Origin of the sequence: Mesorhizobium sp. M5C.F.Ca.IN.020.29.1.1 (assembly GCF_003997375.1) — a bacterium.
GTDB lineage: Bacteria > Pseudomonadota > Alphaproteobacteria > Rhizobiales > Rhizobiaceae > Mesorhizobium > Mesorhizobium wenxiniae.
The window spans coordinates 1-13,873 of record NZ_RZSW01000114.1; the positions used below are offsets into that span (position 1 = coordinate 1).

Sequence of the window (13,873 nt, forward strand, 5' to 3'; positions counted from 1 at the left end):
GCTCGGACAGGCTCGTCAGCTGGGCGGGAAACCTGAAAATCTCGGCGCGGGCGGCGAGTTTGTCCTCGTCCTCCAGGCGCGGCACCAGCCGCCGCTCGAGTTCAGTCGCAAGGGTGGCGATTTCCCGCTCCATGGTCTTTGCGTCGACCCGCGCATCCAGCGCAAAGGTCGTCCCCCAGACCTGCTCGCGCGAGGCCGTCGACAGGCCGCCGAAGAAAGCCTCGAAACCCTTGATCAGATCGGCCTTGGTCAGCATCAGATAGACTGGAAGGCGGATTTCGAGCCGGTCGTTGAGCTCTGCCAGGCGACGACGGATCTTGCGGCCATGCGCCTTGATGGCTTCGTCGCCCTCTGAAAGCGCGTCGATCGACAGCGCGACGATCACGCCGTTGAGCGCCCGGCGGCCGCGATGCTTTTTCAAGAGGTCGAGGAAGCCCAGCCATTCCGCCGCATCGACGTCCGGCTGGCTCTCCTGCTGCACGTAGCGGCCCGCCGTGTCGATCAGAACTGCGTTCTCGGAGAAAAACCAGTCGCAGTTGCGCGTGCCGCCAACCCCCTGCAGATCGTCGGTGAGGTCGATCGGAAAGTTCAGGCCGGACTGGCGCAAGGCCGTGGTCTTGCCGGTGGCCGGCGGCCCGACGATCACGTACCAGGGCATCTCGCGTAGGAACTTGCGTCCGCCCAGCTTGCGGCGCTTCAATTCGACCATCACCTCGGCGAACTTGGCGCCGACGGCGGCGACGTTCTCTTCGCCGGGGCTCAGCGGTTTTTCCACCACGGGCGCAGCGATTTCGGCGACGAACATGCGGTTGGCCCGGATCGCCCGGCGTTGCGCGACGATCAGCCAGATCAGCCAGAAGATGACCAGCAGCGCAACGATGACGATGCGGACATTTTCCGAGGCGAAGGGTTCGTAAGCACCGACCCTGACGATCGGGCCGAACACCCAGATAACCAGGGAAAGCAGCGCGATGCCGATCAGCGTCCACAGCCAGCGCGATGTCAGGACCGCCCACAGGAAGCGCAGGATGAACATCTCACAGCCTCTTTTCGACCAGCACCTCGACGCGGCGGTTCAAGGCCCGTCCCGCGCGCGTGCTGTCGTCGGCCACTGGATCGGTCGCTGCACGTCCTTCGAAGCGAATGCGGTCCTGCGGCACACCGTTCTGGACCAGCATCTCGGTAATGGTTGCTGCGCGCGCTTCGGACAGCCGCTGGTTGGTGGAAAGCGGATTGGACCGTTGCAAAGGAATACTGTCGGTATGGCCGACCACGGTGATGTTGCCGATCAGTTCCTGATTGGCGAGGATCACTTTGGCGATTGAGCCGATCAGCGGTTCGAAGCCTTCCGTCAATGTCGGCCGCGACGACTGGAACAGTTCGGGGTTGGAGGCCTGAATGATCAGCCTGGCCAGCGAGACGCTCTCGGTGCCGCTGAGCGCGGCCCTGAGATTGGCCGGCGCTCCGGCCTGAAACTCCGGCACCAGCGCAAAATCCACTGCCTCCGGCGGTGGCGCGTCGACCTGTGGCGATGTCCGGCTGATTTCGCCGCGCGTGGGCGGCGGCAAAGCACGAACCAGGGTCGAAAGCTCAACCGCCTGACTGCTCAGTCCCATCGACAGCCCGAGATAGATTGCAGTGGCGAGAACCGCCGCGCCGAGCCCCATCACCCAGATCGGCACGATGAAGCGCTGCGGCTCGTCGGATGCGATCACGCCTTTCCAGTTCGGCGACAGCGGCGCACCGTCGGCATCGGCATCGCGCAGAAAGCGCGCCGCAGCAACGCGAACGGCATTGAGCGAGCGGTCGCCCGACCGGCCTGGAACACGATATTTGCCGCGGAAGCCCAGCGCCAGGCAATGATATTGCAGTTCGAGCAATTCGCGATCCCGGTTCGGATGCCGCTCCAGTTCGTCGAGACGGGTGAAGAACTGCGTGCCGGCATCGACATCGCCTCGCAGCATAACCACAAGCGGCTGGCGCGGCCATGCGCTGGCGCCGCCCCATGGCGTGTTCAGAGCCAGATCGTCGAGCAATGCCGCCACCACCCAGGCTGCCTGGTCGGCGCGCTCCAGAGAGGACCCCGCCGCCATTGCCGCGTCACGCGCCCGAACCAACTCATCGAGCAGCCGGGTGCGCAGCGCTTCCGGGTTTTCCGGCGGCAGTGCGCTTTCAAGCTCGGGCGCGAACTCGAGCAGCGGCGCGAATGCGTTGACCAGCGTGTTGGGATGCGTGCGCGACCGTTTGATTGGCACACCCGACAACAGTGGCGCCATCGGTCGCGGCATCGGCGCGCCGGTTAGTCGTATGCGGGTGCGTTCGCGATCCTCCGACAGTCCGAAAGGATCATCCCGGCTCATCATCTCACCTGTTTACCGAATAGCAGTCGACTTGCGGCTCGCTCGGCAGCACGCCCGACACGCCGATGACGAAGCCGGGGGCATCGAGCAGCGAGGCCCAGTGCTCGCTTTTCTGATCCAGCTCAAGGCACAGCCGATCGCCGTCGTAGGGGATTTCGCGCGGCTGGGAATGAAGCGGCTTCAGCGGGATGCCGGGTAGACGGGACTTCCACAGGCCCTCGAACTGATCGGCCGAACCGACGGTCGCCTGGTTGACGAAAATCTTGCGCAAGGCATCCTCCGACAGCTCGGAACCGACCCGGATGACGATTCGGCTGGCCACCAGCAGCTTCGGGTTGTCGATGCGGATTTTCCAGACATTGGTCGAATGCCGCATGACCGGCAGTGCGCGTGATTTAGGCTCGATGTAACGCAGGCTCAGGATGAGCGAGCGCAAGGCGTCGGCCAGCGCCGAATAGGCGGGGCCGGGCGCCATGTGATCGTAGGCCGGCAACTCGCTCAGCCGTCGCGCGCTCGAGCCATAGGTCGCCATTGAGCCGGCAAGACCGGCAAGCTCCAGGTAAAGCTCGGCCGGATGGAAGACATCCTGAGCCAGCATGTGGGCCAGCCGCGGACGCGCCGCATTGGCGAGATTGAGCATCAGCAGGTCTTCGACGCTGCGCCCCGGTCCGCCCATGACCATTTTGCCATGCGCCTCGGCGATCTGGTCGAGGCCGGTGACGACTTCCAGAAGCAGCTGCCGGTACCAGGCCACCGCCCCGGTAACCAGTGTCGGCGGCAGGAACGTCTCGTCCAGGGAGACGCCGCCGTCGGCTCTAACCCCTTTGATGTCGGCTATGGGCAGGGCGGTGTAGCCGCCAACCGATTTTCCCGGTGCAATCAGCAGCGCCTGCGGGCGGGCGATTTCGATTTCTTCAGGATCCGCACCGCCCTGGACGGCGTCGCGCACCGAAACGATCCGCCCATGATAGCGTGCGCCTGTCGATGCGGCGTGCGCCGGATCGAAGCCGACACCGCCGGCAGGTTCGAGCGGCAGGGCGACCAGCACCGGTCCGGCGCCGGTATCGGCGGTGACCGGCAGCGGTCGCGGCGCGTCCATCAGGTCAGGGATGGAGAAGGGGGTTGCATCCGGAAAGATGCCCCGTGCCGACAGGATCGAGACCTGGCCGGCATCGAGCATTGCCTGGTCCAGCGTCAGCTGCTGAAAGCCGAACGTATGCAGCTGCCCGGCCTGCAACGCGCCGCGCACCGTCGCCTCGAAGAAGCGATCCTGCTGCTGAAAATGCTGGGTCCGGAGAAACAGGCCTTCGGACCACAGCACCCTGTTTGCATCGCTCATGCCGCTACTTCCTGCATCGAGCACCCCTTGCCCTGGCCGCTAGGCGGAAATGCCGCCGCTGCCAAGCGTGACGTTGACGGTAACTGTTGATCCCGACGACACCGACTTGGTCGTACGCCAGGTCCGGCCGCCGGGCTCGCGAACGAGGGCAACGAAGCCCAGCGCAGCCGCGTCCGGCTCGACCGTGATGGTTTTGGAGGCGGTCTTTCCAGGCCCGACGGAGATCTGGTCGGATCCGATGAGATCGCCTGCGAGTGCGGAGCCGGCATCCCCCTGCAACGCGAAATAATCGGCCGAGTTGAATTTACCGGTGCTGCGCAGCCGCATCACGAGGACCGTCACGGGCCGGTCGCCGCCACCTGGTCCCGGGTTCATGCCGGCCGCCCCGGTCAGATTGACAGTGACCGCCGATGGTTTTGGCGGACCACTCTGGCAAGCCGCCAGCAGCCCGGTTGCGCCCAGGGCAACGATAAATTCACGGCGATCGATCATTTTTCACTCCTCCTCATATGCATCCCGAAAATCAGCGCCGATTTCGCCGAGGAAGCTCGATTCCGCACTCTGGGCGATTTCACGATGGCGTTTCTGGTATAGCTCCCACAGCTTGGCGCTGCGCCCGCCGGAAAGCAGGGTGCCGATCGCGGAACTCGACTTGAGCTCTTTCTCGATCGCTGCCGGGTCAAAACGGTCAATCATTCGCCGCAACGCGGACTGCACGCCTCGCCATGCGCGCACGTGATGTTGCGCGAGATCGCGGACGGCGTCGGCGATTGCGGCTTCGCCGGCCAGAAATCCGGGGCTGCGCTCGGCGATAAGGGTCACGATGACGTCGTCGACCGTCGGCAGAAACTTGAGCGGATTGACTTCAGAGGCCCCCACCACCGTCTGGGCGACGCGAGCGTTCCCCTTTTCCTCGGCTCGCTTGCGCAGCAGCTGCATCAGGCCTTCCATCATGAGCCGATACTCGCGACCGAATTTCTCCATTTCCGCGACGCTGTCGCGTCCGGGAAAATCGGCTTCCTCAATGCCCATGCCACTCAAGAACGCGGTGCGAAGCGCCGTGTTCGCCTGTTGCACCGCTGCCGGGGAGGGGGCGGGCGCAACGCCTGCACGTGGCGGAGAAGGGATATCTGCCGCCTGGCCAGGCAAATCCCAGGGACTGGCCGACTGCGGCCTTCCGGCGATGTGTTGGCGTTGACCCGTCGAGCCGGCACCGTTTCTCAAATCGGGCGAGGCGGCCGGCCCGAAACCGAAATCGTCATCGAAATCGGATGACCTTCCTGGAACAGGCTGGCCTGGAGTGGACTGGCCCCGAACGGGCTCGCTTGCACCGGAAGGCGTGGGATCGAGGCTAAATGGGTCTGCGGGGCCTGACGCACCACGTGGTTCGGAAAAGGCAGCGCCTCTTGGCGCGGGCGTCGCTACCGGGTCGAGGCTGAAAGGGTCGTCGAAGGCAGGCGAACTGCGCTGGTTGGCGCGCTCGAACGCTCCTGGAATTGGCTGCTCGAACGGGTTCGGCAGATCGGCGGGGCGCGGTCGGCGCGGCTCTTCTTCGACCGTGGCTGAAAAGAAATCATCGCGGCTGATGCTTACCGGCGCTCGTGATGCCGGCGGCGACCGTTCCGGGAACGATTGGCTGGCTGCTGGTGCTTGAGCGGCCGGCGTCTGCAGATCGACGCCTACGATGTAGTCGCCCAGCCTCAGCCGCATGCCGTTCTGAAGACGGACCGACGTCCCGGCGCCGAGCGGGCTGTCGGAGTCGTTTATGAACAAGCCGCTGCTTGATGTGTCGGTAACGAAATACCCATCCCGCCCGCCGGTGATCCTGCAATGGGCGCGTGAAACGAACATGTCGGGATCGTCGATCTGCCAGCCCGCGTCCGCGCTACGGCCGATCACCAGTTCACCTTCGTCCAGCCGGGTCTGCCGTACCGCCTGGGTCCGTGGCCCGTGCTCCAGCGTCAGCAGCAGACTCATGCCGCGACCTCCGCCATTTCCGGCCGCCATCCGACGATTGTCCGCAGCCGCATATCGTCAGCATCGCCCCTTTCAGCGGGCCGCGCAAGCCAGCTGGTTCGGCCGAGCTGCACCGCTCCGATACGGGGCTGCGGCACTGCTTCACGCGCGAGCACGATCCGCAGATCGACATCAAGCGATTCCCCAACCATGTCACGAACGGCCTGTTTGAACATTTTCAGACGTTGACCGCCCGGCAGGAACGTTTTGAACTCCTCATACCCAAGCGGGCCGACGCGGAGTTCGATCCTGCTTTGGCGGCTGAAAACGCGCGGGCCGATCGTCGCCCCGCGACCCAGAACCGCGTAAGCTTGGGCAAGTCGGGTCTGGAGCGACGCCGGTATGGTCATCCAGGTAGCAACGAACTCCTTGATCTGGACCGGCACCTTGAACGCTTCCGCCAGGAACAGTGTCAGCCGCTCCGGACCGTCGACCTGGCTGGCGAGCGACGCGGCCTGGCGAAGCTTCACTGCGTCGAGATCGAGATTGTCGGTGCCGGGAAGTCCGATTCCCGCCATGGCTTCAAGCATGGCCCTTACCCGGCCGCCGACCGCCCGTTCGACCTGTACTGCCGGATGCGCGTCGGCCCAGGCCCGATAGTACAGGGCGATCATGCGGTGCTGGAGGATATTGACGAAGTCCACGAACGTCGTGTCGCTGGTCTGCCGTGCGTCGGCGCCGGTGAACCAGCGCTGCGACAGACGATCGAGCACCCAACGTGTCAAATGAAGCGGCATCGGACCTTCCGGTCCCATCAGCCCGAGATTTGCAACCGTGACCCGGGCCGGCGTCCCGACCTTCCCCGGCGTCTTGTCCTTCGCTTCGCGGAACGCAACCACGTCCTTGGCGGAAAAGCTAAGACGCACATGCTGCCCGAGCCTTGCCGGCTCGCGATCCGCGTGGCCGGAATAGCCGAATAGCCCGCCCCTGCGTTCGAGCCGGCGCAACAGTTCGAAAAAATCGAATGTATCATCCAGCTCTTCGACCCGGTCCAAGTCGAATTTGTCTAGATCAGGTAGCGATTGCCGGGCGTCATCGGCCATGGCACATCCTCCTGCTTCTGCAGCAGCCGCGTGCGGGTCCGCACAAAGCCGTTTAGTCCGGCGTGACGGGCAAACAGCCGTGCAAGCAAGGCTGAAAGCAGCAATGTGCTTTGCCCTGCCAAAACCGACTGGTCCACATGCAGCGTCACTTCCGTGCCCCGTCCGAAGCACATCGGCCCATCGATCTGCAGCCGTTCGACGACGGACCGCGAGTCGATGCGAACAATCGAGTGCACATTGCGGGCGAGGCTCGGATCTCCCCGGTCGGCATAGAGATCGAGCAGCGCATGCAGCGGATCGACACCGCGGCCTTCCTTGGCAAGGCTGAGAAAGTTGAGCGCCAGCTGCGCCACCAGCCGCCAGGCGAGATTGTCGGCGCGGGACTCGCCTTGGGCGCCCGCCGGCAGCGCGGCCGGGATAGCCGGCTGGGGCGGGCGCAACGCACCGATAAGCCGGATCGTTTCGACCGGATCGCCAGTCTCCAGCGTCAAGGTAGGGTTGTCGTCGAGGATCGGCAGGTCCCGGTTGGTGCAAAGCGCCACGATGTCGAGACGCTTCAGCGGCCGGTTCGCCGGACTTCCGACCGGCCGTGAAACCGATAGGAAAACGTCGTCTCCAGTGTATGAGGTGCGGGTCAACCCGTCGCGCCGTTCATCTTCGGTGGCCCGGCGAGGGCGCCGTTCGGTGGAATAGACCCAGCCATTGCTGCGGTTTTGCCCCAGGCTGAAGAGCTCCGGAATTTCGGCGTCGGGGCCCTCGGCGTCGGCGTCCTCGACGTGGGTCACCCGATAGATTTCGAAGTCCCGCGCCCGCGTGCGGTCGGCATGCAGCACTTGCCGCGTTCTGCGCGGATCAAGCTCGATGACGTTGCAGTCACGCTCGAAGAGGTTGATGATCGGCGTCGCAAAAAGTTCAAAATCCGCCGGCGTCACATCGGCAAGTTCGGGTACCGGACGCCGGAACATGAAGATGATCTCGAGCCCGGCGTCGCATCTGCGCACGACCGATTGCAGTCCTGAAACCCGCACGTAGTGAAAGCGCTCGGGCATCATGAAATATTCGCGCAGCAGACGGTACCCTTCGAATGTCGGACGGGTTCGAGGCATCAACGCCTCGTCGTCGCTGATGCCGACCATTTCGGGCCCTGGCAAAGGCGATAGCGGATTGGCCTTACCCTCGGCTCGTGCACCAACGGCCGAGCAGGCGCCGAAAATCGCGTCGAACAGCAATGGCGCTTTGGCGCGCCCGGCGAAATAGAAATCAAGCCGCTCAAGCGCCAGTTCGTCGAGCCTGCCTTTTCCGGCCCGACCCAGCGTGATACGCAGCGCCGCCTCGCCGCCAACGCCGCCGATCGGTGTTATGCCGGCCGCTGCCAACCCGCTGCGATCCTGGAAATAGCTTACCGAGGTGATCGTTATCGGCCAAAGCGTCATTTCCTGCGCGGTGGTGAATGTGCAGCGCGTCGACAGGCCGGGTTGCAGACTGGACACCAGCCGCGTGTTCCGGTTGACGACATGGCCGGCAATCATCGACTGGACCTGCTGGCCGGGTTTCAGCACTGCCATCGCCGTTGCCGGCGCCGGCGTAACCAGATCGGGATAGAGGACATCCAGGACGCTGCGTGAAAACCGCGAACGCTCGGCATCGACTTTCAACCGGGTGCGCGCGGCGAGGAAAGCGACGCCGTCAAGCAGCCGCTCGACATACGGGTCCGGGCAGGGGACCGTATCGAGCGAAAGATTGCGCGCCACCGCCGGATGCATGTCGGCAAATTCCGCCGCGAGTCCGCGGATATGGGTCAGTTCCTCCTCGTAATATTCTACGAAGACCCGATCCATCTCAGCTTTCCCTAAATTCGGTCCGCGCCAGGCCGTTGTCGAGATTGATCGTGGTGCGCAGGCGCATGCGTTCCGGCGTCGGCGTCATGATCAGCACGGCGTCTATCTCGATCTTAAGGCCCACACTTTTGTCACCGAGGGTCACCGTTACCTTGGTTGCGCTTTCCTTGAGACGGGGCTCGAACGTGGCAAGGACCGAGCGGATCTCGCGCGCCAGGGTCTCGCGATCAAAGTCGCGGGACGAACGGCCCGAAAAGGAAGGCACACCGTAGTTGACTACACTTCGGCGCACCTCCGGAAAATCGGCCAATGATGGCGGATTGTCTGCGGCCTGTTCACTTTCGAAATCGGAGAGAAGCGGAACAGCTTCGAAACGCTCGGTGTTGAACAAGGCCTCGATGTCGCGCCGCACGGCCTCCTTGAGGACGCGGGCGGATACGACCACGCCACGGCTTTCGATCTCCGCGCGGTGTTGGGTCTGAAAGGCCAGGCGCTGCAGACGCCGCTTCTGATCGGGCGTCAGCTCCGCGTCGGTATCGATAAGCCGCGCGCTGCCCGCCAGCAGGGCATCCAGCCGGTCCGCGCCAAGCTCGTCCTGTAAGGTCTGGCGCAGCCCGTCTATCTCGGAGGTCACGCCCGGCAGGTCGTTGACGAGGCGGTCCCAAAGAGAGGGCTGGACCGCTTCGCGTTTCGCTCGCGAACTACCGGTTACCTGTAGCTTGTCCGCGCCGGGCCGCCGCACCTCACTTGCCGACATAGACATCCATTTCGATTTCGTCATCCTTGTTATAGACGAACTTGATCTTCTTGTAGGCGAAGCTGACCTCCTCCTCGATCAGGTCCGCTTCATCTTCGGCCTGTTGCATGTCGTATTCCATTATGGAAGCGTCGGTCAGGGTAACGACCAGATAGTCGCTGGTCTCGCCATCGATGGTCCGGCGGGCGGAGAACACAACTTCGTCCAGCGCCTTGTTGTCGAACAGCGCTTTTTTCAGATAGGGCGAGGACTTGTCATAGTGCTTGGTGAACTTGATCATGCCCAGGGACACACGACCGCGGCGTGAGAGCGAATTCGGATCGTACGGCGCGATTATCTTGTAGTCGACCCCATGCACTTCGATTTCATCCTCGTGGCCGTCTCGAACGCTTGGACCTTTGATATCCGGAACCTTTAGAAAACCATCAATTTTCACTGGCATTGTCTTTCTCCACCGCTTTCAAACAGAACAAGGTGTAGTTGCTGCGAATCAAGTCTTTACGGACGGGAGTTCCGACACCAGTCGGAGCGAAGCGTTGATGCCCTCCAACTGGTAATGCGGACGCAGATAGAAGCGAGCATTGTAGTAGCCCGGCCGTCCTTCCACGCTGTCGACCTGGACCTCAGCCGCAGCAAGCGGACGCTTGGCGCGCGCCTTGTCGTCGGCAAAGGCGGGGTTGGCCAGCACGTATCGGTTGATCCACTCGGTCAACCAGATCTGCATGTCGGAGCGTTCCTTGAACGACCCGATCTTGTCGCGCGCAATGGCCTTGAGGTAGTGCGCAAAGCGCGAAACCGGGAAAAGATAGGGCAGGTTGGCGCTCAGCCGCTCGTTCGACTGTGCGTCGGGATCGACCAGCCGGCCGGCACGTGTCTCGTCGTCCTGCAGCGAATGCGCGCCGATGAAAGCCGCGAGATCCGTGTTTTTCCTGTGCAGGATGGGCATCAGCCCCAGCTTGGCCAGTTCTGCCTCGCGCCGGTCGTCGATGGCGACTTCCGTCGGACATTTCATCGCGATCGACCCGTCGTCGGTCGGGAAGCTGTGCACCGGCAGGTTGAGCACCGTGCCGCCATTCTCGACGCCGCGGATCTGCGTGCCCCAGCCATAGAGCTTGTGACTGCGGTTTATGTTGACGCCCATCGGGAAGGCGGCGTTCATCCAGACATATTTGTTGTGGTCGCCGTGCACCTCTTCCTCGAAGGTGAAGCCCTTCACCGGAACGGTCTCCGCGCCATACGGCAGTCGTGCCAGGACGCGGGGCATGGTCAGGCCGATGTAGCGCGCGTCCTCGCTCTCGCGCAGCGATTGCCACGAGGCATAGGCCGGGTTTGAGACGATCATCTGAAGGTCCTGCGGGTTCGGCAGTTCCTGCCAGCTGTCCATGCGGAACAGGCGGGGCGAGGCGGCGGCGATGAACGGCGTATGCGCGGAGGCACACACACCCGACATATTGCGCAGCAGGCCGACGTCACGCGGATGGTTCGAGAATTCGTAGGCGCCGACCAGGCAACCAATCGGCTCGCCGCCCAGCATCGAATACTCGTCCGTATAGACTTTCTTGAAGATCGGGCTTTGGTCCCACATCTGGCCTTCATAGTCTTCAAGCGTGTCGGCGAGTTGCTCCTTGGAAATATTCATCACCCGGATCTTCAGCTTCTGATCCGTCTCGGTGTTGTTGACGAGATACCAGAGGCCGCGCCATGTGCCTTCCATTTCGCGCACTTCCGGCGCATGCAGGATCTCGTTCACCTGCTCCGACAGCATCTTGTCTATGCCCGCGATCAGCGACTTGATCGACTTGATCGCGTTGGACGAGATGGTTGTGGTGTCGGAACGGGACTGCGCCGCGAGCGCAAGATTGCGCACGAGTTGCTGCAGCTTTTCGCTGTCGTCCTTCTTGACCTTGAAATCCTTCTCGAGGAGCCCGCTGAATTCTCCGAGGTCGATGGCTTCCGCCTCAGCGGCAACGGCTGTGGTTTTTTGTTGTTCGGCCATGATTTACTCCTGAACCTTGTCGTCGTCGGATAATGCCTGGTTGGCGATCTTGCCGAGAAGCGGCTCGTTGTTCAGAAGTTGCGCTATGCGCTTTTCGGCGTCGACACGGCCGTCCATGAAGCCGAGCAGTTCCTCGAGCTGACGACGCATCTTGAGGATTTCGGCCAATTGCGGAACTTGCTCGGCGATCTTGTCCGGCGCGAAATCACCCATTTTGGTGAAGGTGAGGTCAAGCGCCAGTTCCTCGTCCCGTTCGGCGCCTTCAGCCTGGGGTAGTGTATTTTTCACTCGGGCTTTCACGCGTGGCCCGAGTGCCTCCATGAACTTGGGGAAGCGGTTGGCGTCGGTCTCGACAAAGGCGCGGTCCAGCACCGATTTCGACGCTTCCCTGGTCTGTGAAGCGCCGGAGAGATCGGCCATCACACCCATGACAAACGGCAGTTCGATCGTCGTCGGGCTGCCGTAGGTCTCCACGTCATAGGCGATCTGCACGCGCGGAGCGCGATTTCGTTCGATGACCTTCGCTTTACTTTCGGCTGGCATGGCTTGTTACCTTTCATCCTTCTGAGCCGTCTTCTTGGCATCGGGAACGCCGGCAAGAAGCCGGAATTCCTTCAGCCCCGACGGGGCGAGATCTTCCATCAGTTCAACGAAATCCATATGCACCATCCGGCGCACGCGGCGGGCGAGGTGCGGGATCGGGCTCGACGGTTCGGTGCGGTCATAGAAGGCCACGACAAGGTCCAGGCATTTCACGACGTCGTCGCGCGAGGAAATCCGATCCGGGAGCCCCGTGCTCGGTTCCGCGTAACTTGCCATACTTGCCATCGTATCGGCTCCATTACCGTTTCGAACAGGCGCTGCTGGTTCTGCAGGCGCGGAAACAGGCTTTGCGGCGCCATTCGCGGTGACGCCGGCGGCCGAGTTTCGTTCGAGGGTCGTCAGCAAACGCTGCAGAAACCGCTTTAATTCCGGAACGGTGGCGCCGCTGCCCTCGATGCGGGCATTGAGTGCGGTCTCCACCGCCTCGAGGGCCGCGATCGCGGCGCGCGCATTGGCAAAGAGCGACGTCATCTCCGCGCCGGCCTGATCGATCTGTGCGGCGCATGCGCTGCGCACCCGGTTCACCAATTGGCTGTGCGCGCTCGCCAGAGCCGCCTTCTCGGTCGCGTTCATTCCCGAGGCCGCTTCCTGAAGCATGACACGCTCGTCGAGCGCGCCCTTCTCCAGATCTTCGCCGAGGATCGGGCCGATTGCACGCGGCGCGAAAAACGTCATTTTCCGCAAATCCTTGAGCAGGCCATCCTGACTGTTCTGGAGGTCAGTCAGCGCATTGATGCGGCGCAGGGCGGCGTCGCGCGGCGTAGCACCGGACCGCAGGGCCGGGTGCATGGTTGCCCAGTGCTGATCGAAGGTCTGCGCTATGAGGGTCAGGCCCTCAGCCAGCCCGGCCAGCCGATACTCGTTGGCCAGAGCACGCGTAACGATGACGAGGAGGCGCAGGTCCCGGCCGTGTGGACGCAGCTCTTCGGCCTTGGTGAGCACGGTGGACCAGTCGATCGGAACGGCAACTTCTAACTTGGCGTTCCCTTGATACTCGACCTTTTTCTGCTGTTCCGTCAGACGCTCCAGCTCATGAAAGGCTGGATCGTTGCGCAAATCCTCCCCTGACGGATTTTCACCGTCCAGCGGATTCAGCCAGAGTGCGAGATCAATCACACCATCCCCCAGCGAGCGGCTCCTGGGCCGTGCGTGACCCAACGTTACCACACCGCGACACTTTACCACAATTTAGTTGCTGCTCAATCTTAATGGAAGCTTGCAGAGCGGGGCCTGAGCTCGAAATCGCTGGCGCAATTGTCGAACCCTGTATGTGAAGGCATCCGCAAGAGCTGGGCACTCCACGGCTGTTTGTAGCCGAAGGCGTCGGCTTTGCTGTCAGGGAAGAAGTCGACTGGTTCGAACAGCCAGACGCCCCGTCGATAACGCTCTTTGTCAAGTCGCTGCTTATGTGGCAGTTTATTGCCTGGCAGATTGGAGGAGCAAGTTCAATGGAACAGCGCCGGTCGTCGCAGAGCTTCAAACGCAAGGAACTGGTCGGTAAGCTCAACCCCGTCTGTTTGCGCGCCTTCAAGGCTGCGGCCGACACCGCCAAACTGCGCGGCAATCCTTATGTCGAGCTCGTTCACTGGATCGAACAGCTGGTGCTTTCCGAGCGCTCGGACATGCAGCTGATAATTGCCGACGCCGGGGTGGATGCGAGCCGGCTCACGGCCGATATGACCCGCGCCGTCGACAAGCTGCCCTATGGCGCCACTTCGATCGAGGAGTTTTCCGATCATATCTTTCACGCCATCCAGGAAGCCTGGAGCCTGGCGGGGCTGGAGTTCGGCGTCGAGGAAGTGCGCAGTGCGCATATTCTGCTCGCCTGCCTGAAGACGCCGGTGCTGGAAGGATTGCTGTCAAAGATCAGCGGTGAATTCGACAAGATCGATGCGCAGGCCGTCATTGCGCGGTTCGCAGA

At 62.7% G+C, this 13,873-nt stretch carries 12 protein-coding genes and 1 pseudogene; 1 reads left to right on the forward strand and 12 read right to left on the reverse strand.

The features are described 5' to 3' along the window. The 12 genes from tssM to tssA all read right to left on the reverse strand — a co-directional run. A partial coding sequence (gene tssM / locus EOA85_RS12080; protein WP_127209566.1) for a type VI secretion system membrane subunit TssM occupies nt 1-1,036 on the reverse strand: 1,036 nt, incomplete at its 3' end. Between the two features lies 1 nt (nt 1,037). After that, nucleotides 1,038-2,360, reverse strand: coding sequence for a type IVB secretion system protein IcmH/DotU (gene icmH, locus EOA85_RS12085; RefSeq protein WP_127209573.1), 1,323 nt, complete (start codon nt 2,358-2,360; stop codon nt 1,038-1,040). Nucleotides 2,361-2,364: 4 nt separating this feature from the next. Then, nucleotides 2,365-3,699: a type VI secretion system baseplate subunit TssK gene (tssK, locus tag EOA85_RS12090; protein ID WP_127209567.1), complete on the reverse strand. Its 1,335-nt coding sequence runs from the start codon at nt 3,697-3,699 to the stop codon at nt 2,365-2,367. 39 nt (nt 3,700-3,738) lie between these two features. Continuing rightward, complete coding sequence (gene tssJ / locus EOA85_RS12095) at nt 3,739-4,191, reverse strand: type VI secretion system lipoprotein TssJ (protein ID WP_023801306.1); 453 nt, start codon at nt 4,189-4,191, stop codon at nt 3,739-3,741. A 3-nt stretch (nt 4,192-4,194) separates the two neighbouring features. Then, nucleotides 4,195-5,676 carry a type VI secretion system-associated FHA domain protein TagH gene (gene tagH / locus EOA85_RS12100; RefSeq protein WP_127209568.1) on the reverse strand — a complete coding sequence of 494 codons (1,482 nt, stop codon included), beginning with the start codon at nt 5,674-5,676 and terminating at the stop codon, nt 4,195-4,197. Further along, nucleotides 5,673-6,758, reverse strand: coding sequence for a type VI secretion system baseplate subunit TssG (tssG, locus tag EOA85_RS12105; RefSeq protein WP_127209569.1), 1,086 nt, complete (start codon nt 6,756-6,758; stop codon nt 5,673-5,675). Before tssG ends, tagH begins: the two co-directional genes overlap by 4 nt. Beyond that, complete coding sequence (tssF, locus tag EOA85_RS12110; RefSeq protein WP_127209570.1) at nt 6,722-8,596, reverse strand: type VI secretion system baseplate subunit TssF; 1,875 nt, start codon at nt 8,594-8,596, stop codon at nt 6,722-6,724. Before tssF ends, tssG begins: the two co-directional genes overlap by 37 nt. A 1-nt stretch (nt 8,597) precedes the next feature. Then, nucleotides 8,598-9,353: a type VI secretion system baseplate subunit TssE gene (tssE, locus tag EOA85_RS12115; protein WP_127209571.1), complete on the reverse strand. Its 756-nt coding sequence runs from the start codon at nt 9,351-9,353 to the stop codon at nt 8,598-8,600. Beyond that, nucleotides 9,340-9,795 carry an Hcp family type VI secretion system effector gene (locus EOA85_RS12120; protein WP_065006838.1) on the reverse strand — a complete coding sequence of 152 codons (456 nt, stop codon included), beginning with the start codon at nt 9,793-9,795 and terminating at the stop codon, nt 9,340-9,342. The genes tssE and EOA85_RS12120 overlap by 14 nt, the downstream gene beginning before the upstream one ends. Nucleotides 9,796-9,843: 48 nt before the next feature. Next, the gene (gene tssC, locus EOA85_RS12125) at nt 9,844-11,349 is read right to left on the reverse strand and encodes a type VI secretion system contractile sheath large subunit (protein WP_127209572.1); all 1,506 of its coding nucleotides are present in this window, start codon (nt 11,347-11,349) and stop codon (nt 9,844-9,846) included. A 3-nt stretch (nt 11,350-11,352) separates the two neighbouring features. Further along, nucleotides 11,353-11,892, reverse strand: a complete 540-nt coding sequence (gene tssB, locus EOA85_RS12130) for a type VI secretion system contractile sheath small subunit (RefSeq protein WP_065006836.1) — start codon at nt 11,890-11,892, stop codon at nt 11,353-11,355. Between the two features lie 6 nt (nt 11,893-11,898). Beyond that, nucleotides 11,899-13,068 (reverse strand): type VI secretion system protein TssA, encoded by a 1,170-nt coding sequence (tssA, locus tag EOA85_RS12135; RefSeq protein WP_065006950.1) that lies wholly within the window; start codon nt 13,066-13,068, stop codon nt 11,899-11,901. A gap of 332 nt (nt 13,069-13,400) precedes the next feature. On the opposite strand from tssA, the pseudogene EOA85_RS12140 reads away from it, so the two are divergent. Then, nucleotides 13,401-13,873 (forward strand): annotated as a pseudogene (locus EOA85_RS12140) (type VI secretion system ATPase TssH); the annotation flags it as partial.